The organism is Streptomyces sp. NPDC023157 (assembly GCF_055560575.1).
This window is the reverse complement of record NZ_JBVHIL010000003.1, coordinates 230,197-255,723: the sequence shown is the minus strand read 5'-3', so window position 1 is coordinate 255,723 and position 25,527 is coordinate 230,197. Positions and strand designations below refer to the sequence as shown.

At 73.7% G+C, this 25,527-nt stretch carries 20 protein-coding genes; 6 read left to right on the top strand and 14 right to left on the bottom strand.

Translation table 11 applies throughout. From position 1 onward, the window contains the following. Nucleotides 1–161: 161 nt before the first annotated feature. The gene (locus tag ACZ3ZE_RS12370; RefSeq protein WP_363292754.1) at nucleotides 162–1,472 is read left to right on the top strand and encodes a COG1470 family protein; all 1,311 of its coding nucleotides are present in this window, start codon (nucleotides 162–164) and stop codon (nucleotides 1,470–1,472) included. 253 nt (nucleotides 1,473–1,725) lie between these two features. Here ACZ3ZE_RS12370 and ACZ3ZE_RS12365 read toward each other — a convergent pair whose 3' ends face one another. The 4 genes from ACZ3ZE_RS12365 to ACZ3ZE_RS12350 all read right to left on the bottom strand — a co-directional run bounded on the left by ACZ3ZE_RS12365 (nucleotide 1,726) and on the right by ACZ3ZE_RS12350 (nucleotide 7,866). After that, entirely contained in the window at nucleotides 1,726–3,786 is a 2,061-nt protein-coding gene (locus ACZ3ZE_RS12365) for an eCIS core domain-containing protein (protein WP_467258819.1), read from the bottom strand. Nucleotides 3,787–3,873: 87 nt separating this feature from the next. After that, on the bottom strand, nucleotides 3,874–5,781 hold the full coding sequence (locus ACZ3ZE_RS12360) for an eCIS core domain-containing protein (RefSeq protein ID WP_467258816.1): 1,908 nt from the start codon (nucleotides 5,779–5,781) through the stop codon (nucleotides 3,874–3,876). Nucleotides 5,782–5,950: 169 nt separating this feature from the next. Then, on the bottom strand, nucleotides 5,951–6,391 hold the full coding sequence (locus ACZ3ZE_RS12355) for a hypothetical protein (RefSeq protein WP_467258813.1): 441 nt from the start codon (nucleotides 6,389–6,391) through the stop codon (nucleotides 5,951–5,953). After that, nucleotides 6,388–7,866, bottom strand: coding sequence for an APC family permease (locus ACZ3ZE_RS12350; RefSeq protein ID WP_467258810.1), 1,479 nt, complete (start codon nucleotides 7,864–7,866; stop codon nucleotides 6,388–6,390). Before ACZ3ZE_RS12350 ends, ACZ3ZE_RS12355 begins: the two co-directional genes overlap by 4 nt. 203 nt (nucleotides 7,867–8,069) lie before the next feature. On the opposite strand from ACZ3ZE_RS12350, the gene ACZ3ZE_RS12345 reads away from it, so the two are divergent. After that, on the top strand, nucleotides 8,070–8,369 hold the full coding sequence (locus ACZ3ZE_RS12345; protein WP_361167073.1) for a DUF1876 domain-containing protein: 300 nt from the start codon (nucleotides 8,070–8,072) through the stop codon (nucleotides 8,367–8,369). A gap of 424 nt (nucleotides 8,370–8,793) precedes the next feature. After that, on the top strand, nucleotides 8,794–10,197 hold the full coding sequence (locus ACZ3ZE_RS12340; RefSeq protein WP_467258807.1) for a DUF7507 domain-containing protein: 1,404 nt from the start codon (nucleotides 8,794–8,796) through the stop codon (nucleotides 10,195–10,197). On the opposite strand, the gene ACZ3ZE_RS12335 is transcribed toward ACZ3ZE_RS12340, so the two are convergent. The 5 genes from ACZ3ZE_RS12335 to ACZ3ZE_RS12315 form a co-directional block, all read right to left on the bottom strand. After that, complete coding sequence (locus ACZ3ZE_RS12335) at nucleotides 10,194–10,844, bottom strand: CBS domain-containing protein (protein ID WP_361167076.1); 651 nt, start codon at nucleotides 10,842–10,844, stop codon at nucleotides 10,194–10,196. The two genes, ACZ3ZE_RS12340 and ACZ3ZE_RS12335, sit on opposite strands and share 4 nt — an antisense overlap. Before the next feature lie 94 nt (nucleotides 10,845–10,938). Next, nucleotides 10,939–12,246: a serine hydrolase domain-containing protein gene (locus tag ACZ3ZE_RS12330; protein ID WP_467258804.1), complete on the bottom strand. Its 1,308-nt coding sequence runs from the start codon at nucleotides 12,244–12,246 to the stop codon at nucleotides 10,939–10,941. 88 nt (nucleotides 12,247–12,334) lie between these two features. Next, complete coding sequence (locus tag ACZ3ZE_RS12325; protein ID WP_467258801.1) at nucleotides 12,335–14,140, bottom strand: FAD-dependent monooxygenase; 1,806 nt, start codon at nucleotides 14,138–14,140, stop codon at nucleotides 12,335–12,337. A 95-nt stretch (nucleotides 14,141–14,235) separates the two neighbouring features. Beyond that, entirely contained in the window at nucleotides 14,236–14,901 is a 666-nt protein-coding gene (locus ACZ3ZE_RS12320) for a GntR family transcriptional regulator (RefSeq protein WP_361167082.1), read from the bottom strand. Between the two features lie 108 nt (nucleotides 14,902–15,009). Continuing rightward, nucleotides 15,010–16,179, bottom strand: coding sequence for a CaiB/BaiF CoA transferase family protein (locus tag ACZ3ZE_RS12315; protein WP_361167085.1), 1,170 nt, complete (start codon nucleotides 16,177–16,179; stop codon nucleotides 15,010–15,012). 137 nt (nucleotides 16,180–16,316) lie between these two features. Between ACZ3ZE_RS12315 and ACZ3ZE_RS12310 the strand changes: the two genes are divergently transcribed. After that, nucleotides 16,317–17,522, top strand: coding sequence for an acyl-CoA dehydrogenase family protein (locus ACZ3ZE_RS12310; protein ID WP_467258799.1), 1,206 nt, complete (start codon nucleotides 16,317–16,319; stop codon nucleotides 17,520–17,522). 41 nt (nucleotides 17,523–17,563) lie between these two features. Here the strand turns inward: ACZ3ZE_RS12310 and ACZ3ZE_RS12305 are convergent, their stop codons facing one another. Both ACZ3ZE_RS12305 and yczR read right to left on the bottom strand, forming a co-directional pair. Next, nucleotides 17,564–18,067, bottom strand: a complete 504-nt coding sequence (locus ACZ3ZE_RS12305; RefSeq protein WP_361167091.1) for an FBP domain-containing protein — start codon at nucleotides 18,065–18,067, stop codon at nucleotides 17,564–17,566. Between the two features lie 125 nt (nucleotides 18,068–18,192). Beyond that, nucleotides 18,193–19,674, bottom strand: coding sequence for a MocR-like transcription factor YczR (yczR, locus tag ACZ3ZE_RS12300; protein WP_363293311.1), 1,482 nt, complete (start codon nucleotides 19,672–19,674; stop codon nucleotides 18,193–18,195). A gap of 121 nt (nucleotides 19,675–19,795) precedes the next feature. Here yczR and ACZ3ZE_RS12295 point away from each other — a divergent pair, with 121 nt between their 5' ends. Next, entirely contained in the window at nucleotides 19,796–20,524 is a 729-nt protein-coding gene (locus ACZ3ZE_RS12295) for a universal stress protein (protein ID WP_467258796.1), read from the top strand. Here the strand turns inward: ACZ3ZE_RS12295 and ACZ3ZE_RS12290 are convergent. Continuing rightward, on the bottom strand, nucleotides 20,509–21,975 hold the full coding sequence (locus ACZ3ZE_RS12290) for a DUF6777 domain-containing protein (RefSeq protein ID WP_467258793.1): 1,467 nt from the start codon (nucleotides 21,973–21,975) through the stop codon (nucleotides 20,509–20,511). The two genes, ACZ3ZE_RS12295 and ACZ3ZE_RS12290, sit on opposite strands and share 16 nt — an antisense overlap. A gap of 84 nt (nucleotides 21,976–22,059) precedes the next feature. On the opposite strand from ACZ3ZE_RS12290, the gene ACZ3ZE_RS12285 reads away from it, so the two are divergent. Then, nucleotides 22,060–23,412 carry a streptophobe family protein gene (locus ACZ3ZE_RS12285; protein ID WP_363293315.1) on the top strand — a complete coding sequence of 451 codons (1,353 nt, stop codon included), beginning with the start codon at nucleotides 22,060–22,062 and terminating at the stop codon, nucleotides 23,410–23,412. A gap of 104 nt (nucleotides 23,413–23,516) precedes the next feature. Here ACZ3ZE_RS12285 and ACZ3ZE_RS12280 read toward each other — a convergent pair whose 3' ends face one another. Further along, nucleotides 23,517–24,620 carry a serine/threonine-protein kinase gene (locus ACZ3ZE_RS12280; protein ID WP_361167108.1) on the bottom strand — a complete coding sequence of 368 codons (1,104 nt, stop codon included), beginning with the start codon at nucleotides 24,618–24,620 and terminating at the stop codon, nucleotides 23,517–23,519. Next, nucleotides 24,617–25,522, bottom strand: a complete 906-nt coding sequence (locus ACZ3ZE_RS12275; protein ID WP_467258790.1) for a hypothetical protein — start codon at nucleotides 25,520–25,522, stop codon at nucleotides 24,617–24,619. The genes ACZ3ZE_RS12280 and ACZ3ZE_RS12275 overlap by 4 nt, the downstream gene beginning before the upstream one ends. Between the last annotated feature and the right edge of the window lie 5 nt (nucleotides 25,523–25,527).

Here is a 25,527-nt window from a genome sequence, read left to right as displayed (position 1 = left end):
GTACGAGCGGGGTGCGCGGGCGCGGGAGCCCGGTGGCCCGGGAGCCCGGGAGACGCACGCGCGCGGCGCCGCCGGGGCGCCCCCTTCAGGCACCCCGGCTGCCCGGGGCGTTGCCCTCGCATCCGTGGAGCCCGCGGGGCCTTCGGCCTAGCGTCGTCGGGGTGACGTCCTCAGCTGCCTCTTCCAGCGCTGGCGCGCCCGGTCTCGACATCCCGCGGGTGTCGGTCGTACCCGGCGGCACAGCGACCACCAGCCTCACCGTCCGCAATGACGGCGACATCGTCGAGGCGTACCACCTGGAGGTCGTCGGCGACTGCGCCGCATGGACGACGGTGGAACCCGAGCGGGTGTCCCTCTACCCGGGCACCACGGAGACGGTGACGATCCGTCTGGAGCCGCCGCGCTCTCCGCAGGTACGGGCCGGAGACGTGCCGCTCGCCGTACGGGTGCTGCCGACCGAGCACCCCGAGGCGGTGCGGGTGCCGGAGACCGTCGTGCACGTCGAGGAGTTCCGGGAGCTGCGCACCGCCCTCACCCCCGGCCGCAGGCGCGGCTGGCTCCGCGGCCGCTACCGGCTCGCCGTCCGCAACGAGGGCAACGCGCCCGTACGGGTGGCCTTCACGGCCGGGCAGCAGGGCGAGGAGCTGAAGTTCGACTTCCGGCCCACGGCGCAGGACCTGGAGCCCGGCGAGTCGGCGGAGGCGGGGCTGCGCGTCAGGGCGGGTCGGCCGGTGTGGTTCGGGACGCCCACGACGTGGCCGTTCACGGTGGCGGCGACCGAGGCTCGGGACGGTGCGGAGCCGCCGGACCCGGCGCTCGTCCGGCCGCCGGTGGAAGCCGAGTTCGTTCAGATCCCGATCTTCCCGCGCTGGCTGCTCGTGCTCCTCGCGGCGCTCCTCGCGCTGCTGATCGCCTGGTTCGCGCTGGTCCGCCCGGCCGTCCGCAGCACCGCGAAGGAGGCCGCGGACGAGGTGGTCCAGAAGCGGCCCGCGCCCACCGCCGTCCCGAGCGTACGGCCCCCGGGCACCGGTGACGGCAAGCAGCCCGGCGGATCGGGCGACGGGCCCGGAACGGGCGGCGACGGCGGGACCGGGACCCGGCCGGGCACGTCCGGGGGACAGCAGGGCTCCGCCACCATCGACCTGGAGACCGCCGCCGGCGAGACCGCGACCGGCACCTACACCGTGCCGCGGGACAAGGCCTTCGGGATCACCGACATCGTCGTGGCCAACTTCCAGGGCGACGAGGGCGTCATGACCATCGGCTTCGGCGATCGCAAGATCACGACGATCGCCCTGGAGACGTTCCGCAACCAGGACTACCACTGGGTCACCCCCATCAGGATCAACGAGAGTCAGACCGTGACCATCCAGGTGACCTGCGCGAAGCCGGGCACCCCGGCCACGGGCCGTCGAGCGCAGAAGTGCCACGAGGTCCTCAACGTGAGCGGTCTGCTCAGCGACCTGAGGTGAACCGGCGGCGCGGCCCATCCTCGGGCATCTTTGCGTCCGCGCAATATCACCCCTGTCGCGGCTGTCCGGAAAACGCATCCACGACGGGACGGCCGACGGTCTGATTTGTCCGGTACGGCCACCGGTCATAAACGGACAGAACGGCGGACTTCGGTCCGCCGTTCCTCGTTTCGGTCAGGGGTAAGGAAGACCGGTATAGAGCGCTCTCAGAGCGGTTGCGAAGCCCTGGGGAAAGAGCGCTCTCACCCTGTTCTCACTGCGCCGGGACGGGCAACTGCTGCCCCGAGGCCAGCACCACCGTGGCCGCGCCGAGGCCGACCGTGCCCGGCAGCATCGCCTGGGGCCGCAGCAGGTCCTTGAGCAGGTACCGCATCAGGTCCTCGCCGGACATCCCCTTGAGCCGCGTCGCGAGCCGCGGGTTGACCGCGTCGAGCCGCTGGATCTCCACGAGCGCCCGCTCCGCCAGACCCGGCACGATGTCCGCTCCCATCAGGGTGTTGGACCGCAACCGCTCCGCGTGGATCCGCTCGCCCGCCCCGGAGCCGTACGTCATGGTGCTGTGCGGATCGGCCAGCGCCTGGGTCATCGCGAAGGGGATCTGCCCCCGGCGCGCCGGGTCGTTCTCGGCCGACATCGCGTCCGTCATCCTCGTGAGGTCCATCCGGTCGGCGGCCGCCCCGGCCCCCACGTCGAACTTCCGTACGGGCAGGGTGTATCCGGGCGAGAAGGTCTCCTCGCGCGTGCCCAGCCTGCTCTGGGGGTGCGCCGGGTCCTCCGGGCGGGCGCGCAGGGTGGGGTACTCGCGCTGGGCGAAGTCGCTGAGCATCAGCCAGCCCTGGCTCATCAGCGGCGACGAGGTCAGCGGGATCTCGATCCGGGCGGGCTCCGAGCCGCCGAACCGGGTCTCGCGGAACGGGCTGCCGGGGACCTCCAGGAAGAAGAACACGAAGCCCTCGTCGGCCAGCACGTGCTTGTCGTACGCCTCCGAGTTGTTCGGCGCCCCCGGGTCCGCCCTCAGCAGCTCGGTCTTGGACTTCATCTGCCCCGCGGCGAGCATCTGCTCGGCCCGCTCCCGGGACGTGTAGTGGCACAGGACGCTCTGCCGCAACGCCGTCGTCAGCCGGGTCCGTACGTCGGCGACCCAGCCCTGGTCCGCCTGCGGCGCGAGCTCCTTGCCCATGCCCGCCCGGTTGAGCTCCGACAGCTCACGGAAGTAGCCGGCCCCCCGCATGCGGAAGGCGGCCGCGCTGTCGGCCCACTCCTCGCTCTGCCACAGCAGGCCGCCGTCGGTCATCGCGCGGAACGGCTCCCGGGCCTCCTCCGGCAGGGCGTCGTCCCGCACCATCTGGCCTCGCACCAGGGAGAGTTCGTCCTCGACGGCCTTCCGTGCCGCGGTCAGGAAGGGCTTGACCGTGCTGGTCGCGTCCTCCTCCGCGGGGGTGATCTCGTACTGGAGCCGGGACAGTTCCATGAGGCAGTGCATGGGGTCGCGGTTGGGGTCCGCGTCGTAGGCGGCGATGCTCGCGCGCACCTGCCGCACGAGCGCGTCCTCGGGCCCCGGCTGCGTACGGGTCAACGCGGAGAAGCGGCCCAACAGGCCGCCCTGGCGCGGCGGATGCTCCGGAAGCGACGGGGCGAGATCCTCGGGCCCCTTGCGCTGGACCACACCGCGCGCGGCGGGCGCGGACGGGGGAGCCGTGTCCGGTGCGCCCTCGGCCGCCCGCCCGACCGGTGCGGCCATGACCCGCCGTGCCCGGGCCTCGGCGGCCCGCTCGAATCGGTCGCCGGGGTCGCTGACCCGCAGCCCGTCGCCCGTGTCCGTCCCCTCGACCGGGCCCTGCCGTTGCTGCACGACGTGGGTGAGTTCGTGCGCGAGGGTGTGCTTGTCCCGCCCGCCGTCCGTGAGCACCACATGGTGCCCCGAGGTGTACGCCCGGGCCCCCAGCTCGACGGCGGAGCGCTGCGCGAGCGGGTCCGTGTGCACCCGTACGTCGCCGAAGTCCGCGCCGAGCCGCTGCTCCATCTCCGTGCGCAGCGGCGCGTCGAGCGGCCGTCCGGCCGACCGGAGCACCTCCCGCGCGGCGGCCCGCCGGTCCGGCGCGGTCCCGTCTCCTTCCTCCGCGTCACGCGCCGGGGCGAGCATCCGCGCCACCGCCGCGTTGCCGACGGCCCGTTGGAGGGCCGCCAGCGTGCCCGCCGACGGGGCGGCGGAGCCGGGGCGCTCCTCCGTACGGCGTGCCCGAGCGGACCGCTCGGAGCGCTCCACCGAGGCGGCGGTCGCGTCCTTGCGCCGGGGCCGGGCGGGAACGGGCATGTGCGGCTGCCTCTCGGGAGTCGGCGGAGCGGGGGAGGGCAGGGAGGCCGGGGAGGACAGGGAGGCCGGGGAGGTCCCGGCTGCCGGTCACGGGCTGTCGGGTCCGGGCCCGGTGCGGCGCCGGCTGGTGTCGCCGGCCTCTCCCCGGTCGTGCCGGTACGCCTCCTCGGCCCAGCTCGCCAGGTTGTGCAGCTCGGTCCTCAGCTGGTCCCAGGTCTTCATCTGGCTGCCCAGGGTGCGGATCTCGAAGGGGACCATCATGGCGCCCTCCTCCTCGTGCGGGTCGATCTGGTTCATGCCGCCGAAGACCCTCTGCTGGAACACCTGGGGAGTGCCCTTGATCGCCGACTTGGCGAAGGCGAGGAGGGTGACCGGGCCGCCCTCGACGTCCCGGGTGGCCTTCTCCTTGAAGTCCAGCTTCGTGCCCTCGCCGGAGTCCTCCTGGTATCCGGCGAGCAGGTCGAGGACGTCCTCGCTCCGCTTGTTCAGGAAGGTCCTGAACCCGGATTCGAGGAGAGCGTGCACGTCCGACAGCCTGGACCGGGACAGTACGGCCGTCAGGTTCTTGATCTGGCCGCGGTCCTCCTCCTCGGCGACGTAGTCCGCCACCGCGGCGACCTGGGTGAAGAACAACTGGCAGTAGCCGTCGAGCGCGTCCGTGTCCAGCTGCTTGCGCTTCTTCGAGGTGGTCGCGTCGCCCTCGTACATCTCCACGACCTTCGCGGCGAAGGCCTTCGCCTGGGTGAGCCGGAACCGGGCGCGCCGGTTCGGCGCTCCCGGCACCTGGTGGGGCGCGGCGTTCCTCAGGTGGTCGAAGAACAGCGGCATGCCCTTCAGCGGGACGCCGACGGAGTAGTGCACGAACAGGCCGTCGCCCAGGCCCTGACGGCCCGCGTGCTCCGTGTAGTCGAGGTTCGGCGCGACTCGGGCCTCCGCGCCCTCGGCCAGGATCTCCAGGTCCAGCGGCAGGTCCGCCAGGGGCGTCTTGTCGGCCGCCCCGTAGAACGCCTCCCGCACGGTCCGGATCTCGTCGACCAGCCGGTCCAGCCGCTCGGTGCCGGCCTCGCTCATCGAGCCGACGACCCTGACCGCTCCCGTCACGAACTCGACGTTCGAGTACCCCTGCCGGTTGTTCAGGGAGCGCTTGTCGGAGACGACCTTGAAGTCCTCCTTGGTGCTCTGCGCCAGGTCGGTGTCGCCCTCGTACATGCGTCCCTGGGCGTCCTCCACGGGGAGGCTGACCTCCGTCTCGAAGCCGAGCATGCGCTGTACGGGCGCGTCCGCGTGCGCGCCGGCATGCGTGCCCGCGTGCGTGTCCGCCTGAGAGTCCGCGTGTGTGCCCGGAGTCGCGGCCCGTTGTGCCGCCCGGGTGTCGGGCGCCGGGCCGGGTGCCGACCGGGGCCGCTCGGCCATGACCCGCCGCGCGTTGGCCTCGGCGGCCCGCTCGAAGGCGTCGGACGGGTCGGACAGCGACAGGCCCGCACCGTTGTCGGTGCCGGGGACGGGACCGCCGCGCTGCTGGATGACGTGCGTCAGCTCGTGCGCCAGCGTGTGCTTGTCGCCGCCGCCGGACCCGATGACCACGTCACGCCCGGAGGTGTAGGCCCGGGCCCCGATCTCGGCCGCGGAGCGCTGGGCCGTCGCCCCGGTGTGGACCCGTACCTCGGAGAAGTCCGCGCCGAGCCGCTGCTCCATCTCCGCGCGCAACGGCTCCCCGAGGGGACGGCCGGGGCGGCGGAGCACGTCGTGCACGAGGGAGGGGGGCCCGGACGGCTCCTGAGCTGCGTTCCCGTCGCGCTCCTGTGCGCGCCGCACCGCGCGTGCCACGGCCGCGTTGCCGATGCGCGCCTGCAACTCCGCGGCGTTCGCGGGGGAGACGGCCCCCCGGGCCGGTCCGGCGGCCGTTCGCGGCGCCTGGGCCGTCGTGCCCGTACGGGCGGCTTTGGCCGGCCTGTCGTCGGACGTACCGTCCCGGCCCTTGGCTTTCGCGCGCACGAGCTGCCTCCCGGTCGACGGTCGCGGTCACGGCTCCTGCCCCGATGGTTCCGCAATCCGCCCCGCCCGCCCAGTCCCGGGAGGGCAGACCGGGGTCCCTCGTGTCTGCACCCCCGCCCGTGCCACGGGCGGGGGTGCGGACACGAGGGCGGATCCGGCGGAGGCGCGGTCACCTCCTCACGGTGTCGTCCGTCTTCAGATCGTCGACGGCCTGGTCGAAGTCGTCGACCTGGTCGGGGCAGTAGACCTGGAGGACGATCCGTTCGGCGTCCACGGCCTTGGTGTCGGCGATGATCGGGCGGTTGCCGGGTCCCGTGGCGCCGTTGGAGAGCTGCTGGATCTGGTAGAGCGCCGTCTTCAAGGTGCTGGCCGGGTCCTGGCAGACCTGGCCGCCGTCCGTGCCGAGCAGGCGCTGGACGGTGTCCGTGTCGGGGGCCGGGTAGCCGGCCTTCACCAGCTCCTGACTGAGCTGGTCGGCCTTCTTCTGGCTCTCGTTCGTCCGCTTGAAGCTGCTGTAGCGGACCAGCCCGGTGATGAGCAGCCCCACCAGGATGACGATGGCGCCCCAGTAGATCCACTTGTGCTCGGAGGCGAAGCGGGTCGGGCTCATGACGCGTCTCCCCCGCTGCGGGCGGCCTCGCCGCCGGTGGCCGCCGCCGTGCGCCAGCTGGGCTTGCGGACCTTCAGGAAGATCCAGGGGATGAGGAGGCCGAGGACGAGGAGTCCGCACGCGATGAACAGGACGTACGAGAGCACGCTGCTGCCGCCGAACTGCGAGGGCGGCACGAAGCCGATCGCCATCGCCGCGAGCGAGGCCAGCAGACCGACGGTGCAGACCAGACCGAGCATCGGCACGCGGTAGCCGCGCGGGTGGTCGGGCTTGTCCTTCCGCAGCCGCATCGCCGCCACGAACATCAGCAGGTAGACGATGAGGTAGACCTGCGTGGTGATGGTCGAGAAGATCCAGTAGACGCTGGAGACGTTCGGGATCAGCGCGTACATGAGGGCGATGACCGAGGTCACGACGCCCTGGGTGACGAGGATGTTCTGCTGGATGCCGAACTTGTTCAGCTTCTGCAGGAAGGGCGGCAGATAGCCCTCGCTGCGGGAGATCTCCAGGAGGCCCTTGGACGGGCCGGCGAGCCAGGTCAGCATGCCGCCGAGGGAGGCGGAGATCAGCATGACGGCGGCGATCGGGGTCATCCACCCGACGCCGAAGTACGAGAAGAACGCGTCGAACGCCTGCATGACGCCGGCGGTGAGGCTGAGCTGTTCCGCGGGGACGACCCAGCTGATGGCGAGCGCGGGCAGGATGAAGATGAGCAGCACCAGGCCCATCGCCAGGAACATCGACTTCGGGTACTCCTTCGCCGGGTCCTTCAGCGAGGAGACGTGCACCGCGTTCATCTCCATGCCGGAGTACGACAGGAAGTTGTTGACGATCAGGACGAGGCTCGCGAGGCCGGTCCACTGCGGCAGCAGGTGACTGGTGTCCATGGGCGCCGCCGAGGGGTTGCCCTGGCCGAGGAAGACCATGCCGAGGACGACGAGGACCGTGCCGGGGACCAGGGTGCCGATGACCAGGCCCCAGCTGGACAGCCCGGCCAGGGCCTTCGTGCCGCGCGAGGAGACCCAGACGCCGGTCCAGTACAGGACCATGATCACGATCGCGGTGTAGACGCCGTTGGAGGCGAGCGAGGGATCGATGACGTACGCGATGGTCGAGGCCACGAAGGCCAGCAGGCTCGGGTAGTAGAAGATCGTCATCGCGAACTGGCACCACACCGCGAGGAAGCCCAGCGGCTTGGAGAGGCCCTCGGCCACCCACCGGTAGACGCCGCCGCTCCAGCCGGAGGCGAGCTCGGCGGAGACCAGCGCGGTCGGCAGCAGGAAGACGATCGCCGGCACGAGGTAGAGGAACACGCACGCGAGGCCGTACACGGCCATGGTCGGCGCCGCCCGCAGGCTCGCCACCGAGGCGGTCGTCATCAGCGCGAGCGTCACCCAGGTCAGCGTGGGCGGAGCGGAGGCGCGCGCCTCCGCTCGCTGTTTCGGCAGATCGGCCGGGACGTCCATCGATGCCATGGGCCCTCCTCAGGTGCGACCGTGATGGACACCAGCGTCGGCCGGAGTGCGGGCGGGCGCAGTCGGGGTCCGCCGGACGGGTGAACGAGGAACCCCTCCGGGCGGCGTGTCGCGCCGGCGCGCCGCTGGACGGATGCTGAAGGGAGAGGGCCGCGCGGCGCTCCCGCGTGGTCCGCGGGCACGAGCGTACGAGGAGGCAGGCCATGACGCGCCACCTGGAGTGGAAGGTCGGCCTGGATCTGGTCGAGGAGGGCGGCAGGACCAGGGCGGAGGCGCACCTGGACACCGGCACGTCGACCCTCACCGGCCACGGCACCGCCCGGTGCAACCCGGCGGACGTGGACGTGCCGGCGATCGGCGACGAGCTCGCCGCGAGCCGGGCCATGAAGGATCTGGCCGGACAGCTGATGAGGGAGGCCGACCGGGAGATGGAGGCCGTGGGCGCCGACACCGTGCCGCGGCGCACCGGACCCGGATACGGCTGGCCGGAGGCGGTCTCCTGACGGAGCCGCCCCACACCCCCGGGCCCGCCGGTGCCGGACGCGCAGCGGCGGGCCCGGCGCGTCCATCGAACCTCCGTACGTCAATGTGGCGCCCGTGAATTCACCTGGTCATGTGGCGTGGGGTCGTCACGTGGCGGCGGCATCCGGTCAGTACGGGCGGTGTGCGTGGGGGTGGTGGTGCCCACGGTGGGGGAAGGGGCACGGCACAGGACGCGGGAGCCGGTGGCAGGGCCGTGACGCAGGGTGCCGGCGCGCGCAAACCTCCAGGTCCGGGGTGGCCGGGACGCCTTCGCCGCGACTGTACGTGACCCTGGGGCGGGTGGTGGGCTACGGAGCGTTCCGGTCCCGCTCGTCCGCACCGCCCGCAGCACGGGGCGCGGCCCGCGGGGCGACGGCGCACCGTCGACCGACAGGAGACGTCAGCGTGACCACACCTCCTCCCGCCCCGCTGCGGGTCGCCCTCGTCAACGGCAGCTTCGAACAACCGCCCGTCACCGACATGGCGTTCCTGCCGGACGCCTCCCAGACGCAGGCCCCGAGCAACGTCCCCGGCTGGCGCACCACCGCCACGGACCACATGATCGAGCTATGGCACTCCGGCTTCAACGGCGTGCCGTCGGCGGACGGCGCGCAGTTCGCCGAACTCAACGCCAACCAGGTCTCGACCCTCTACCAGGACCTGCCGACCACCCCCGGCACCAAGCTGTACTGGCGGCTCTACCACCGCGGCCGGCAGGGCCAGGACACCATGGCGCTCGACATCGGCGCCCCGGGCGGCGTGGTCGAGCAGCGCACCTTCACCGACGGCAACACGGCGTGGGGCTACTACACCGGGACCTACATCGTCCCGGCCGGGCAGACCACCACCCGCTTCGCCTTCCGCTCCGTCTCGGCCGCCGGCGGCAACCAGGGGATCGGCAACTTCCTCGACGGGATCTTCTTCGGCACCGCCCCGCACGTGGTGCTCACCAAGACCGCGATCCCGGCGGGCCCGCTGGACGTCGGTGACGTCGTCACGTACCGGATCAACGCGAGGAACGAGGGCGGCGGGGCCGCCGAACGCCTCGTCCTCACCGACGTCCTGCCGCCCGGCACCACGTACGTGCCCGGTTCGCTGCGCGTCATCGACGGCCCGAACAGCGGCGTGAAGACCGACCGGGCCGGCGACGACCAGGCCTCCTACGACGCCGCCGCGGACGCGGTCGTCTTCCGGCTGGGCTCCGACGCCTCCGCCACGCAGGGCGGCAGCCTCGCCAACACCGCGGCCCTGCCCGGCGGCACGACCGTCGAGTACCGCGTCGTGCTCGGCCTGGAGACGGCCGGGACGCGCGTCACCAACACGGCGACCGCCGCCTACGAGAACCGCCTCGGCCCCACGCCCGAGCCCCTCACGGCCACCTCCAACGAGTCCGTCACCGTGGTCCGGCCGGCCGCGGACCTGGACGTGACGAAGGCGGCCGACGCCACCACCGTCACCGTCGGCCAGACGGTCACCTACCGGGTGGCCGTCCACAACGCCGGCCCCAGCCCGGCGACCGGCGTCACCGTCACCGACCGGCTCCCGGCCGGCCTGGAGTTCCTCTCCGCCGAGGCCTCCCGCGGCACGTACGACCCCGGGACCGGACAGTGGTCGGTCGGCGACCTGCCCGTCGGCGGCCGCGCGACCCTCACCCTGCGGGCGAAGGCGACGAGGACCGGGCTGATCACGAACACCGCCTCGGTCACCGCCGCCGAGAAGGACCCCGACCCGTCCGACAACACCGATGCGGTGAAGGTCTGCGTCGAACCGGCGCCGGCCTGCTGCGACCCCTGCAAGCCGCGCGGCTAGGAATTCTCCGGCCGGGCGATCCCCGGTGAGGCGGACCCCGGTGAAGGGTCCGCCTCGCCCTGCTCCCCGTAGACGAGCCGGTCCACCACCTCCACCACCCCGTCCACGTCCTCACAGAGACGCACGAAGATCGGCCCCACGCCCTTGCGGGGCAGCGTGCCGGTCAGCGTCACCCGGCCTTCCGCCACGTCGATGTGGAGGGACGCGGGGGAGAGGCCGAGGATCCGGGTGACGACGTCCTCCAGGATCTCCTCCTGGATGGCCCGGTCCCGCCGCAGGAACAGCTGGAGCAGGTCACTGCGGCTGAGCACGCCGATCAGGCGCCCCTCCGCGTCGACGACCGGCAGCCGCTTCACCCGGTGGCGCTCCATCAGCCGCGCCGCCTCGACCGCCGTCCAGGACGGGCGGGCGACGAAGACGGGGCTGGACATCATGGCCTCGGCGGTGCTGGGGCCCTCCTTGGCCGTGTGACGGCGCAGCAGATCGGCCTCGGAGACCACCCCCACCGGCCGGTTCTCCGCGTCGACCACCGGTACGGCCGTGATGCCGTACTCGTCGAGGAGCCGCGCGATCTCCTTGAACGGCGTGCCGGGCTGTACCGACACGGCGGTCGGCGTCATGAGGTCGGCGACACTGCGGTGCCTCATCGTTCGTCCCGTCCCTTCTCGACTCCTTTGTCCATGATCCCTCACGGGATCCGGAGGACGGAGCCGAGGGGCGGTCAGCCCGCGCGACGGACCGTCAGGGGGCCGGGAACCTGGTCTCAGGTGGGGTCGAGGCAGGAGGTGGGGAAGCGGGAGGTGTCGAGGCGGCCGGTTCGGTCGGCTTCGGCAGGTCGAACACGTGGTCCGGGGTGACGATCTCGGTGATCGCCTTCCCGAACAGCGTGCTGGGCTCGACCTGGTCGTGCAGGATGTCGGTGTTCAGGAGCACGACGAGCGTGGCCTGTTCCGCCGGCAGGTAGATCGTCAGCGACTCGTAGCCGGGCAGCGAGCCGTTGTGGCCCGTCCAGCCCTCCACCTTGAAGATGCCGAGCCCGTAACCGGTGTCCGGCATCCCCGTCGCCCCGGTCTTCAGGCGCTGCGCCTGCGTCGCGGGGGTCAGCAGCGTGCCCGTGGCGACGACCTTGGCCCAGGTGCGCATGTCCTGGAGGTCGGAGATCATCGCCCCGGCCGCCCAGCCCCAGGACGGGTCCCAGTCGGTGGCGTCCTCGGTCTGTCCCGACGCCGTCTGGTTGGTGTAGCCGTGGGCGTGCGGGTGGGGGAACTCGGCGCCGGTCGGGAAGAGGGTGTGCCGGAGACCGGCCGGCCGGACGACGTTCTGCGCGATGTAGTCGTGCAGGGGCATGCCGCTGATCTTCTCGACCAGCAGGCCCAGCAGGATCGTGTTGGTGTTGCAGTACTCGAACTCCGCGCCCGGCTCGAAGTTGACCGGGTGCTTGAACGAGTAGTCCAGCAACTGCTGCGGGGTGAAGGGGCGCCTGGGGTCGGAGGTGAGGGCCTTGAAGAAGTCCTCGTCGGCCGAGTAGTTGTACAGGCCGCTGCGCATCCCGGCGAGCTCCCGCAGGGTGATGCGGTCCCCGTTGGGCACCCCGGTGATGTACCGGCCGATCGGGTCGTCGAGGCCGACCTTGCCCTGGTCCACGAGCTGGAGCAGCGCGGTCACCGTGAAGGTCTTGGTCTCGCTGCCGATCCGCATGTACAGCCCCGGGGTCATCCGCTGCCCCGTCGCCTTGTCGGCGGTGCCGAAGGCGCGGATGTACTCGCCCTTGCCGGGCGCGGACAGCGCCACCATCACGCCGGGCACCTTCGCCTCGCTCATGACGCTCCGGACCGCCGTGTCCAGCTTCGCGGCGACGGCCGGGCTGAGCTGCGGGAACCCGTTCCCCGAGGGGGAGGGCGCGGTGGCGTGCGCCGAGGCGGCGGCCGGCAGCGGTGGATCGGGGGCCGTCACGCCGTACGCGGCTCCTGTGGCCGCCGGGACGGTCAGGGTGCCGGTGAGAGCCACACCGATGCAGAGCTTGCGCCAACGCGCCTGCGAGTACCTCACGGCAGCCTCCTGCCAGACGAGGGCAACACTCCGTTCTCCAGGCTAGGCCCGCGCCCGGTCCCCCGCACGGCGAAGCCCCGCGCACCCCTCACGTGTGGAACACGCGCGCGAGCCCCTCGGCCAGGCCCTCAGCCGTGGGCGGACGCAGCCGGGCCCCCAGGTACCCATCGGGCCGTACGAGGAGGGCCGTTGGCGCGTGTACGGAGCAGAGCCGGGCGAACTCGCCGCGCGCGTCCCGGTAGACCGGGAGCCCCGGCGCGCCCACCCCGTCGGTGGAGGTCCCGTCGGCGGCGAGCAGCACACAGGCCCGCACGGCACCGTGTGACAACTCCCCGGCCCGCACGGCGAGTCGGGCGAAGTCGTCGGCGGTCCGGTCGTCGCCGTACAGCAGCAGCACGTGGTCGCGGCCCCGCAACAGGTCGTACAGGCGCAGGGGTTGGGTGGCCAGCGGGGTGTTGAGGCCCGTGCAGTCGGGGACCCGGTCGCCGGGCCGCGGGCCCGCGCCGTCGCCTCCGTCGCGGGTGCCGTCCCCGGCCCTGACCCCGACCTCGCCTCCGTCGCGGGTGCGGTCCCCGGGCCCGGCCCCGGCCTCGCCTCCGTCGCCGTCCGTGATCGGGCTGCCCCGGTATCCGACGAGCAGCTGCGCTTCGCGCAGCAGAAGCGTCCCCGGGGTCTCCGGATCGGCTTGGACGCCCCCGCTCGCGTGCCGCACGGTCCGGCCGACGACCTCCTCGCCCACCGGGTGCCGCTCGGCGTCGTAGCTGGCGAGGAGGCCGGGGCTCGCGATGCCGTCGACGGCGAGGGAGAGCTTCCATGCCAGGTTGTAGGCGTCCTGGATGCCGGTGTTCATGCCCTGCGCGCCGGTCGGCGGATGGATGTGCGCCGCGTCGCCCGCGAGGAACGCCCGGCCCTCGCCGTACCGGTCGACCAGCCGGTGACTGATGCGGAACACCGAGGACCAGCGCAGTTCCGAGGCGGTCGCCGGCCGGGGCGAGAGCCGGTCCAGGACCTGCTGGATGTCGGCGAGCCCCGGCGCCCGCGCGCCGCCCTCCAGGCCGTGGGCGACCCCGTCCCCCGGCTCGGGCCCCTCGGCCCGGTGCGCGGCGGAGAGTTCCGGCGGCAGCCTCATCGACAGGCGGTACCGTCCCTGCCCCGGCAGCGGGATGCACACCAGGACGTCGTCGTCGGCACTGTCCGCGCCGCCCCGGTACGTCGAGCGCACCGCATACCAGGGCGGCAGGTCCCAGTCGACCACCACGTCGCCCAGCATGTACTCCTCGGGGAAGGCCCCGCCCTCGAAGCCGAGCCCGAGCTGCTTGCGCACCACGCTGTGCGCGCCGTCGCAGCCCACCAGATACCGGCAGCGGACCTCCTCCTCCACCGGCGCCCCCGTGTCACCGGCGGAGACGAGCCGGGCGGTCACACCGTCCGCGTCCTGCCCGAACGACACGAGCTCCGTGCCCCGTTCGACCCGGGTCCCGAAGCCCGCCAGGAACTCCTCCAGGATCCGCTCCGTCTCGTACTGCGGCAGCGCGGCGAAGCGGTACGGCACGTCGGGCGGCAGCACCAGGTCGAAGCGGGACCGCTCGACGCCGTCGACGTAGAGGAGCTGCCCGCGCAGCGGGACGGCCGCCTCCAGGGCCGCCCGTACGCAGCCCATCCGGTCCCAGACCTCCAGCGTGCGGGGCTGGATGCCGATCGCCTTGGCGTACGGGAGGCGGGCCGGCAGCCGGTCGACGATCCGTACCCCCGTGCCGCGACGGCGCAGCTCGGCGGCGGCGGTGAGCCCGACCGGTCCCGCGCCCACGACCAGGACGTCCAGGACGCCCCGCCCGTCCGTGCGGCCCGTACCGGACCGGGGCCCGCCACGGAGGGTGTCGCTGTCGCTGCGCATCGTCGGCGCCTCCTGACCCGTGGGCCCCTCCACCATCGTCGGCCGGGGAACCTGGCGGCGCACCCGCGCGGTCCGGCCCGTGACGCGGGGCCGGCTCACTCCGGGGCGAGCACCGCGCGCAGTGCGGCGACCGCGTGGTCCCGGTGCTCGTCCAGCCACCGCACCGTCGCGTCGGCGTCGCCTTCGGCCAGCGCCGACAGCACCCCGCGGTGCTCGTGGACGGCCTGCTCCCGGTGGGTGTCCTCGGCGTAGTAGAGCGAGCGGTAGGCGTCGGTCGCGTCCCAGAGGGTGCCGATGAGGCGCACCAGGCGGGGCATGCCGGAGGCCTCGATCAGCGTGAAGTGGAAGCTCCGGTTGGCCTGGGCCATCGCCGTGACGTCCCCGGCGTCGGCCGCCCGCTCGACCTCCCGCTGGATGTCCTCCAGGGCGTCGAGCGTGCCCTCCGGCATGCGGTGCGCCGCGGTGCGCACGGCCTCCGTCTCCAGGAGCCGCCGGATCCGGTAGATCTCCTCCAGGTCCTCCAGGGACAGCTCGGCCACGAAGTAGCCCCGGTGGACGTGGTGCACCACCAGGCCCTCGGCCTCAAGGGCCTTCAGGGCCTCGCGCAGCGGGACCCGGCTGACGTCCAGCCGCGCCGCCAGGGTCTCCTGCCGGATCGCGCCGCCCGGCCGCAACTCCCCGGAGGTGATGGCACGTCGCAGCTCGGCCAGGACGAACTGCTGGGCGGTCGGTGGCCGCCGCTTCTCCACCACGCTGCTCATCGTCGTGACCTTTCGCTCGGGGTTCGCCGTACATCCTGCATCTTGCTACGGACCGTGTGCCGCCTGCCGAGGCCTGTGGACAACCCGGGCGCCCGCCCGCGCACCCGGTCAGGCCTCGGGCCGGGCGAGTTCTGCCAGCAGTTCGTCGGTGTGCTGGCCCAGGCGCGGGGGAGCGGTGCGGTAGGCGGCGGGGGTCGCCCCGAGCGTGATCGGGTGGGCGACCTGTCCGGGGCCCGCCGCCCCGGCCGGGACGCGCGGAGCGAGGCCCAGGCGGTCGGCGAGGGCGAACGCGGCCTCCAGGTCGTTGATGGGACCGCAGGGCACTCCGGCGCCCGTCAGCTCCTCGAACCACTCGTCGGCGGTGCGCCGTGCCAGCGGTCCGGCGAGCTCCTCGACCAGGGCCTCGCGATGGGCGACGCGGGCGGTGTTGGTGGCGAACCGGGGGTCGTCGGCGAGGCCGGGGCGCCCGATCCGCTCGCACAGCACGCGGAACTGCCGGTCGTTGCCCACGGCCAGGACCAGCGGGCGGTCGCTCGCCCGGAACTCCTCGTACGGGGCGATGCTCGGGTGCCGGTTGCCCATGGCGCGCGGGACGACGCCGGCGGCGAGGTGCGCGGCGGCCTGGTTGGTGAGCGCGGAGAGCAGCGAGGTGAGCAGCGAGACCTGCACCCGCTGGCCCTCGCCGGTGCGTTCGCGGTGCCGCAGGGCGGCGAGGACGCCGAGGCCCGCGTGCAGACCGGTGATCACGTCGACGAGGGCGACGCCCGCCTTGGTGCCGGTGCCGCCGGGTTCGCCGGTGACGCTCATGAGGCCGCCCATGGCCTGGACGAGCAGGTCGTAGCCGGGCAGGTGGGCGCCCTCCGCCGTGCCGAAGCCGGTCACCGAGCAGTAGACGAGTCCCGGGTTGGAGGCCCGCACCTCCTCGTAGCCGAGGCCGAGCCGGTCCATCGTGCCGGGGCGGAAGTTCTCCACGAGGACGTCGGCGCGGTCGACGATCGCGCGGGCCGCCGCCAGGCCGGCGGGATCGGTCAGATCGAGCGTGACGGAACGCTTGTTGCGGTTCACGCCGAGGAAGTAGGTGGCCTGTCCGTCGGCGAACGGCGGGCCCCACGCGCGGGTGTCGTCGCCGGTGCCCGGCCGCTCGATCTTCACGACCTCGGCCCCGAGGTCCGCGAGGAGCATCGTCATGTACGGCCCGGCGAGCACCCGGCCGAAGTCGGCGACGACGATTCCGGACAAGGCGCCGGGAGGGAGCGTCTCCGGCTGTTCCGTGGGCATTCCGCTCTCCTTCGTCGGCGATCGGGATGTCCCCGGACGGTACGCAGCGGATATCGGATATTCAAGACTGGATCCAATATCCAATCTGGGGCTAGGCTGCGCCACGCCGAGTTGCCACAGTCGCCAGGAGGCCTTCCGTGAAGTCGTCGCCGCAGCCGTCGCGTTCGTCGCAGTCCGCGCCCGTCCACCCCCTCGATCTGCTCGCGATCGACGGACTGCTGACCGACGAGGAGCGCGAGATCCGCCGCACCGTCCGGGCCGCCGCGGACCGCGATCTGCGCCCGCACGTGGCCGGCTGGTTCGACGAGGGCGCCATCCCCGCCCGCGAACTCGCCCGCACCCTCGGCGGACTCGGCGTCCTCGGCATGCACCTGGAGGGCTACGGCTGCGCGGGCACCAACTCCGTCGCGTACGGCCTGGCCTGCATGGAGCTGGAGGCGGTCGACTCCGGACTGCGCTCGCTCGTCTCCGTCCAGGGCTCGCTCGCCATGTACGCCATCTGGAAGTTCGGCTCCGAGGAGCAGAAGCAGCACTGGCTGCCCGGGATGGCCGCCGGCGAGTACATCGGCTGCTTCGGCCTCACCGAGCCGGACGCCGGCTCCGACCCCGGCGCCATGCGCACCCACGCCAAGCGCGACGGATCGGACTGGGTGCTCAACGGCACCAAGATGTGGATCACCAACGGCTCCGTCGCCGACGTGGCCGTCGTCTGGGCCCGTACCGAGGACGGCGTCCGCGGCTTCGTCGTCCCCACCGACACCCCCGGATTCAGCGCGCCCGAGATCAAGCGGAAGCTCTCCCTGCGCGCCAGCGTCACCAGCGAGCTGGTCATGGACGACGTGCGCCTGCCGGCCGACGCGATGCTGCCCGAGGCCCGCGGCCTCTCCGGCCCCCTCGGCTGTCTGAACGAGGCCCGGTTCGGCATCGTCTTCGGCGCGCTCGGCGCGGCCCGCGACTGCCTGGAGACCGCGATCTCCTACGCCGGCGACCGCACCGTCTTCGCCCGCCCGCTCTCCTCGTACCAGCTGACCCAGGCCAAGCTGGCCGACATGTCCCTGGAACTCGGCAAGGGCATGCTGCTCGCCCTGCACCTCGGCCGCCTCAAGGACGCGGGCGAGCTGACCCCCGAGCAGATCAGCGTCGGCAAGCTGAACAACGTCCGCGAGGCCATCGCGATCGCCCGCGAGTGCCGCACCATCCTCGGCGCCAACGGCATCACCCTGGAGTACCCGGTGCTGCGCCACGCCAACAACCTGGAGTCGGTCCTCACCTACGAGGGCACCAGCGAGGTGCACGCCCTGGTCATCGGCAAGGCGCTCACCGGCGAGCAGGCCTTCCGCTGACCGCCGGGCGCCAGGGCCCGTCCTAGCCGCCAGGGCCGCTCCTAGCCCGCCGTCACCCGGTCCACGAAGGCGTGCAGGTTGCGCATCATCCGGTCGACCCGCTCCGCCACGCTCAGGGACTCCTCCTGCCGGATGCCGCGCAGTCGCGGCTCCAGCCTGCCCCGCACGTAGAGCGGGCAGGCCAGGTCGGCGCAGACGTACGTGCCGATCGTGTTGCCCTCCCGGCCGCGGCTGCCCGCGAGTGGCGCGGCCAGCAGGGTGACGCCGGAGGAGGCGTGCGCGGTCAGGCAGATCTGGCACATGCTCGACTTCACGGCGCTCGTACGGCCCACCGCGGGCACCCGCAGGGTGATGCCGACCGGGCCGTCCGGGCGCGGGACGACGAGATGGGCGCGCAGCGGCGCGCCCGGGTCGACCCAGCCGAGGAAGTCGAGATCGGGCCAGGGCAGCTCGGCGAAGTCGAGCGGCGTCTTCATCCGGGCCGCGTCGCCCTTCGTGCAGTTCACGAAGGACGCGCGGATCTGTTTGTCGGTCAGAGGTTCCACCCTGGGACCGTACACACCGCCCGTTGCCCCGGGCATCCGATTATCGGGCGTGCGGGCGTGCGGGCATGCGGGCATGCGGGCACGCGGGTGTCGTGCCCCCCGGGACGTCGCGGCTTCGGGGAGGGTCAGGCCACCCACTGCGGCAGGCCCGGCTCGGAGATCCGCGCCGGGGCGCCCGCCAGCGCCGCCGCGAGCCGCTCGGCCGCCGTCTCGTACACCTCGCTCGGCAGCGTGTACGGGATGCGCAGCCGGTGCTCGTGGGTGCCGGGGTCCACCCCGAACCGGGCGCCGCCCTCGACCCGGATCCCGTGCCCCAGGGCCCGCGCCGCGAGCTGCGAGGCGATCGGGCGGCCCAGGTCGATCCAGAGGCACAGACCACCCGGCGGAAGCGTCCACCGCCACTCCGGCACATGCCGGGCGAGCGCGTCCACGAGCGCCTCCCTGCGCCGCCGCAGCTCTGCCGCGCGGCCCGGGAGCAGCGGGTCGATCCGGTCCATCAGCGCCACGGAGACCAGCTGGTCCAGGACGGAACCCGACAGGTCGTGCGTGATCCTCACCCGGGCCAGCTCCGTCACCATCCGCGAGGACGCCCGCACCCAGCCGACCCGCAGCCCGCCCCAGCAGCTCTTGCTGAGCGAGCCCACGCTGATGATCTGCTCACCCGTGCCCGGCCCGGCGGAGGCCGCGAACGGGCGCGGCGCCGGCACGTCCAGGGCGATGTCGGCGAGCGTCTCGTCCACGATCAGCCAGGTCCCGGTGGCCCGCGCCGCCGCGGCCACCTCACGGCGCTGCTCCTCCGGCATCAGCCGGCCGGTCGGGTTGTGGAAGTCGGGGATCAGATAGGCGAGCCGCGGCGCGGTCTGCCGCAGCGCCGCGTCGATCAGACCGCTGTCCCAGCCCGCCTCGGTGACCGGCACCGGGGTGATCCGCAGCCGGTGGTTGCGCATGGCGTCCAGGGCGTTGGTGTACGAGGGGTTCTCCGCGAGCACCCGGTCGCCGGGCCCGCCGAGCAGCGCGAGGGCCAGCGCCAGGGCCTGCTGGGCGCCGGTCGTCACCAGGATCTGCTCCGGCCGGGTCGGCAGCCCGCGGGCGGAGTACCGGTCGGCGATCGCGGCGCGCAGTTCGGGCAGCCCGTACGGGTGGTAGCCCTGGGTCCTCGCGTAGCGGGGCAGCTCGGCGGAGGCGACGGCCAGCGCCTCGGCGAGCAGGCCCGCGGGCGCCTCGGGCGCGGCGAGCGCGAAGTCGATCACGGCCCCGGTGTCGCCGTGGATCGCGGCGGGGCCGATCGGCGACTGCCCCTCGGGGAGCGCCGTCCAGGTCCCCGCGCCCTGGCGGCTGTGCGCGTACCCGCTCTCCCGGAGCAGGTCGTACGCGGACGTCACGGTGGTCCGGCTGACCCCGAGCGCCGTCGCGAGCTCGCGCTCGGCGGGCAGCCGCATCCGCAGCGCCACCCGCCCGTCGAGCAGCGTCTCGCGCACCGCCCGGGCCAGTTCCCGGTAGCCGAAACGCCCCTCCGGCGGCGGCGTGAGCAGCGCCGCCAACTGCCGGCCGCTCAACACGCGGTCCGCGACGGTGACCACGGAACGGACCACTCGACCCTCTGCCATGCCAATCACTCTCCATTGGCTCTGCTGTCCAGGCCAATAAGGCTACAGACTCCGGTCAAGTGGCCTGTGGGTTTCAGGCCAGGGGAGTAGCCCAGGAGTCACTGGGGGAGAGGAGCGCACCATGTCCGGACACTTCACGGACCGGGACGAGAGGGCGTGGCAGCGGCGGGCGGAGCAGCGGATCGCCGAGACATGGGGCATTGGATATTGGATCCAGTCGTGGATCCCCTCGCTGCGGCGCACGGCACCCCCAGCCCGCCCCCGCGCCCGTCGCCGCCGCCCGGCCCCGCTCCCGTCCGCGCCCCTGCGAGCCGGCATGAGCAGGATCGTCGTCGGCGTGAGCGGCTCGCTCGCCTCGCTCGCTGCCCTGCGCCAGGCCACCGCCCTCGCCCACCGCGACGGCTCCGAACTACTGGCGGTGCTGGCCTGGGAGCCCCCGGAGGGAGAGGCGGCGTACGCCCGCACCCCCGACCGGGCCTGGGCGCGCCTGTGGGCCGACGAGGCCAGGGCCAGGCTCACACGGGCCTTCGAGGACGGCCTCGGGGCCGTCCCCGGCGGGCCGGCCGTGGAGCGCCGGATCGTGCGGGACGCCCCGGCGGACGCGCTGTGCCGGGCGGCCGACCGCCCCGGAGACCTGCTCGTCCTCGGCACGACCACCGGCCGTGGCCGGCTCGGCGGGCCGCGCCGCAGGCCGGTGCTCCGGGCCGTCCTCGCACGGGCCGGGCGGCCCGTCCTCGTGGTGCCCGGCCCGGTGGTGCGCCGGGGCGAGGCCCGCCTCCTGCGGCGGCACGCCCGTACCGGCGTCGTGGCGCCGTGGGCGACCCCGGCGCCCCCTCAGACGATCGGCTGAGGACCGGGCGCGCCCGGCACGGCCGGCGAGGTCGACCCGGAGATCGAGGCGGGACCGGGGATCGAGGCGGAGGTCGATACCGAAGCCGAGGACGCCGGGGGCGACTGCGACACCGGTGAGGACCCCGGGGCGGAGGCCGAGGACGGCGGCGGTGAAGACGGCGGTGAGGACGGTGGCGACGAGGGCGGTGACGAGGGCGGCGACGACGGTGGCGACGAGGCGGGGGACGACGGGGGCGGCGACAGGGTCGACGGGCAGGGCGACGGCGTCACGCCGTGGCGCGGGGTCGGCGTCTGCGTGCCCGTGACCGTCACGCACGGCACCGGGGAGCTCGGAGAGGTGGACGTCGACGGAGACGTGGACGTGGACCTCGACGGGGTGGGTGTCGGGGGCGGCGGGGGTGTCGTGTGCTGGTCGTGGCGGCCGGTGTCGCCCGGCTTCCGCGCGATCCAGCGGTCGTCGTGCGGGTCGTAGATCACGAAGATGTTGATGACCGTCACCGACGGCTGCACGACCACCGTGTTGCTCGCCCGGTAGCCGGGCCAGACCGGGCCGACCGCCTTCGGCGCCGACTGCGCGACCGGCGGCGTCAGCGGGTTGCCGCAGGCGCACCGCACCCGGGGCACCCCGTGGTCGTCGACCAGGACGGCGGTGCCGGCCTGGAGCACGGACTGGAACTGCGTCGCGGAGCCGTCCCGGAAGCCGTGGTTGGTGACGCGGGTGTCCACCCGCAGCTGAAGCGAGGTCAGGGACCGCAGATAGCTCGGAACCTCGTTGGCCGAGATGCCGACGACCTTCGCGAAGGCCGCGTTCTTCGGGGGCTCGTCCGCCAGGAAGCGGATCTGCCGCTCGACGTCGCAGCTCGCCGTCCGGTGCGTACCGCCGTACAGGCCCGGGGCCGAACCCGACACGCTGCGCGTGACGTTGGTGTCGGTACCGGTCCCGTTGGGCAGCGGAACGGGCGACATGGAGGCGCCGGTCGTGCGGGCCGTCGACTGGGTGAACGGGTCGGGGCCGGACGCGGAGGTGTTCTGCAGGAACACCTCACCGCCACCCCCGCCGCCCGCCTCGTTCTTGCCACCGCCGCTGTCGCCGCGGGTGAGGACCACGACCAGCGCGATGGCGGCCACCAGGACGGCGGTGATCGAGGCGACCTTCGGTACCGAGCGCCACCACGGGCCCCGGTCGCCCCCGCCGCCACCACCGGCCGCGCCTCCGCCCGTACCGCCGGCGCCGGAGTCACCGGACCCGCCGCCTCGGGAGCCGCCCGCGCCTCCGCCCGGACCACCCCCTCCGCCGGAGCCGCCGCCCCCGCCCCCGCCGTCGTGCGGCGGGCCCGGAGGCGGTGGGGGTACGGCCTGCCCGGGGCGCGTGGTCGGGCCCGAGAGGGGTCCTGAGGGCGGGCCGGCAGGGGGGACCGAGGGGGTGCCGGACGGCGGGTGGGAAGTCACGTTTTTCCCTTTCTTCCGTTCCGCGCCCATTGTGTGCGCCGACCGGGTGCCGCCCGCAAGCGGACGGCGCCCGCCGGCACTAGCGTGGGCGAGGTGAGCAACCGGCTCCCCACCCCACCCAGCCCGTACGCCGCGGAACGCCCCACGGGGCAGCTCGCCCGTGACGTGGCCCTGGCCCTCCTGGCGGTCGTCGCCGGTCTCCTGGCGATGGGCGTCGTCGCCGGCCTCGGGCTGTGGGCCGCGGGCGCCGCGGACCTCCCGGGCGGCGCGGGCGCCTTCGTCGCCGTCCTCGCCGCGGTGGTCGTCATGGCCGCGGGCGGACAGGTCGGCCTCGCAGGGGACGCCGGCGACCTCGCCGGCACCCAGGCCGAGCTCACGGCCATGCCGCTCACCGTCACCCTGGTGGGCGCACTCGTCACCGGCTTCTGCTTCCTGCGCCCACTGCGCCACCACGCCGTCGCCCGCACCCGCGACCTGCTGTCCCTCGCCGTGCCGACCGTCCTGATCTGGCTGGCCGCGCTCGCGGGCCTCTCCGCCCTCGCCCGGCACGACTTCCCGATCAGCATCGGCGGCGGCACCTCCCAGGACAGCGGGACCCTCGGCGACCTCTTCAGCGAACTCCTGGACGCCGTGAACCCCTCGGTGGGCTTCCGCACCGACCTCGGCCCCACGCTCTTCTACGGCCTGCTGTGGATCCTCGGCGTCCTCCTCGTCGCCCTCCTCGTCTCCCGCCGCACCCCGCTGCCGACCCGGCTCGTCCGCCACCACGCGGCCGTCCGGCCCGCCGCTTCCGCGATGCTCCTGCTCGTCCTCGCGTACGTGGTGATCGGCCTCGTGATCGGCCTCGTCGTCGCCGCGACCAAGGGCCACGCCGCCCAGACGCTCGCCGTGCTCCTGCTCGGCCTGCCCAACGTCAGCTGGCTCGCGCTCGGCGTCGGCATCGGCGGCTCCTACGAGGGCCGTGTCGACGGCCCGTTCGGGCTGCCCATGCCGCAGATCCTCGACGACGTGCTGCGCGGCGGGAACGGCGGCAAGGACCTGTCCACCGTCGACCTGTCCAGCCTCGCCTCCTACGACGCGCGCGCCTGGTGGCTGCTGCCGATCGCGGCCGTCCTGGTCCTCGCCGCCGCCTTCGTGGCGGCCGTACGCTCCCCGGCGCGCACACGGCTCTGGCAGCACTCCCTCCACCTCGGGATCGCCTTCGCCCTCACGATGCTCGTCATCGCCCCGCTCACCCTCGTCGAAGCGCGGTTCGGCCTCTCCATCCTCGGCATCGGCGAGCTGGAGTCCCTCGGCGGCGAGGTCGTGCTCCGCCCGAACATCTGGCGGACCGTCGGCTTCGCCCTGCTCTGGGGCCTCGTCGCCGGCCTCCTCGGCGGCCTCCTCGCGAGCCCCGTCCGCCGCCGCGGCGAGGCCGACCCGCCGGCGAAGCCCTGACGCCACGGCGAAGGGCTGCCGCCACGACGAAGGGCCGCCGCCTCGTCGAAGGGCTGCCGCCTCGACGAAGGCCCGAGGCGCTTAGGCCCTGAAGCCGCCGGACCTCACCGCTCGAACGCGTCGCCGATCCGCCGGAACACCGGCCGCGCCCACGCCGGCGGCTCCGGCGGCGGGCCCTGCGCCGGCCGCCCGCCCCCGCCGGTCTCGCGCGCCGGCTCCTTCGCGCGCGTCCCCCGCTCCAGCGCCGCCCGCAACTCGGTCACGAACTCCAGGCACGTCCCGTACCGCTCCTCCGGCGCCTTCGCCAGCGCCTTCGCGAGCACCGTGTCCGCCGCCTCCGGCAGCCCGTCCCGCACCTCCGACAGCGGAGGCGGCGGATCGTACTGCTGCGCCCACAGCACCGCGATGTCGTCGTCCCTGCGGAACGGCACCACCCCGGTCAGCATCTCGAAGACGACGCAGCCCAGGCTGTAGACGTCGCAACGCCCGTCCACCGGCTTGCCGGAGATCTGCTCGGGCGCGACGTAATCCAGCGTGCCGACGAACTGCCCCACCGTCGTGAACCCGGTCAGGGACAGCGACTTCTTCGTCAGGCCGAAGTCGGTCAGGTACACGTGCTCCGGGTGGTCCCGGTCGGTGCCCTCGGCCACCAGGATGTTGCCCGGCTTCACGTCCCGGTGCACCAGGTCGTGGGCGTGCGCCGCGTCCAGGGCGGACGCCACCTGGATCGCGATCCGGCCCGTCGTCACCGGGTCCAGCGCGCCCTCGCGGTCCTCCAGGGCCCGCAGGTCCTGCCCCGGCACGTACCGCATCGCGATGTACAGCAGGCCCTCCGTCTCGCCCGCCTCGAAGACCGGCACGATGTGCGGGTGGTCGATCGCCGCCGCCACCCGCGACTCGTGCGCGAAACGCCTGCGGAAGGTGTCGTCGCGGGCCAGCTCCGGAGCGAGCAGCTTCAGCGCCACGGTCCGCTCCAGGTTCAGGTCATGGGCCCGGTAGACCACCGCCATGCCGCCGCGCCCGATCTCCTCCTCGACCCGGTAGCCCGCGATCCGCTTGCCGATGAGCCCCGAGTCGCGGCCGACCGGCAACTCGGCGTAGCCGCCCGGATCGGGGACCGCGCCGGGCGCGGTGTCCGTGGGGCCGCCGGGAGGGCTGTCCGGCGGTGTGTCCGGGGGAGTGTCCGGCGGCATGTCCGGGTCCGTCATCGGCCTTCACCCGGTCCGTCAGATCCGTCAGATCCGTCAGATGCGTCGGGTCCGTCCGCTCCATCCGGTCCGTCCGGTTCATCTGATCCGTCCGGTCCATCCGGCCGTCCCACCACCCAGGTGCGCTGCGCCGGGTCGGGAGGGCCGGAGTCGAGCCGGGGCACGATCTGGGTCGGCGCGTGCGGAGCCACCGGAGTCAGCGGCGACTGAGGTGTCTGAGGAGTCCGAGGCGACTGCGGCCCGCCCGATCCGTCGGTCCCCTCGGCCGCATCCGCCCCGCCCGCCCCAGACGGCTCAGACGGCTCAGGCACAGGCACAGGGACAGGCAGAGGCACAGGCGCAGCCACCGACACCCCGCCGCCCGACCCCGCCCCCGGCGCCGCCACCGAGGGCCCCGAGGAGGCCGCGTACGTGCTCAGGCCGGTCCCGTCGCAGTAGAGCCACCGCTCGTGCTCGGCGTCGTACAGCCACAGCGACTCGCCGTCGACGACCATCCCCACCCGCAGCCCGCGTGTGCGCCGCCGGAACGTCTCGCCGTCCGCGCGCCCGCCGGCCAGCTCCTCCGCCGCCCGCCGGTAGCGGCCCAGGGCGTCCTCCGCGCGGGCGATCAGCGGCCGGGGATCCGCGGTGCGGGTGAGCGGGCCGCCGGCGGCGGGCGGATCGTCGGGTACGGAGACGAGGAGGCGGGCGTCGACCCAGGCCGACCAGCCGTTGGAGCACAGGACGCGCCCCCAGTCGCCGATCCGGTCCACGAGCCGCACCGGCAGGAACGCGTCGAGCGGGGCGGTCGGCAGTCCCGGATCGGGCGACTCCCACGAGGGCAGCCCGTCGCGGGGCACCACGTGCGTGGGCCGGAAGTCGGGCACGTACGCGTAGTCGGAATCCGGTACGACGCTGTTCACGGCAC

Coding starts and splice junctions, on each gene's coding strand:
- ACZ3ZE_RS12365 (WP_467258819.1), bottom strand. CDS start 3,786: ATGCCCGTTCCCGCCCGGCCCCGGCGCAAGGACGCGACCGCCGCCTCG.
- ACZ3ZE_RS12355 (WP_467258813.1), bottom strand. CDS start 6,391: ATGAGCCCGACCCGCTTCGCCTCCGAGCACAAGTGGATCTACTGGGGC.
- ACZ3ZE_RS12350 (WP_467258810.1), bottom strand. CDS start 7,866: ATGGCATCGATGGACGTCCCGGCCGATCTGCCGAAACAGCGAGCGGAG.
- ACZ3ZE_RS12345 (WP_361167073.1), top strand. CDS start 8,070: ATGACGCGCCACCTGGAGTGGAAGGTCGGCCTGGATCTGGTCGAGGAG.
- ACZ3ZE_RS12335 (WP_361167076.1), bottom strand. CDS start 10,844: ATGAGGCACCGCAGTGTCGCCGACCTCATGACGCCGACCGCCGTGTCG.
- ACZ3ZE_RS12325 (WP_467258801.1), bottom strand. CDS start 14,140: ATGCGCAGCGACAGCGACACCCTCCGTGGCGGGCCCCGGTCCGGTACG.
- ACZ3ZE_RS12320 (WP_361167082.1), bottom strand. CDS start 14,901: ATGAGCAGCGTGGTGGAGAAGCGGCGGCCACCGACCGCCCAGCAGTTC.
- ACZ3ZE_RS12315 (WP_361167085.1), bottom strand. CDS start 16,179: ATGCCCACGGAACAGCCGGAGACGCTCCCTCCCGGCGCCTTGTCCGGA.
- yczR (WP_363293311.1), bottom strand. CDS start 19,674: ATGGCAGAGGGTCGAGTGGTCCGTTCCGTGGTCACCGTCGCGGACCGC.
- ACZ3ZE_RS12295 (WP_467258796.1), top strand. CDS start 19,796: ATGTCCGGACACTTCACGGACCGGGACGAGAGGGCGTGGCAGCGGCGG.
- ACZ3ZE_RS12280 (WP_361167108.1), bottom strand. CDS start 24,620: ATGACGGACCCGGACATGCCGCCGGACACTCCCCCGGACACACCGCCG.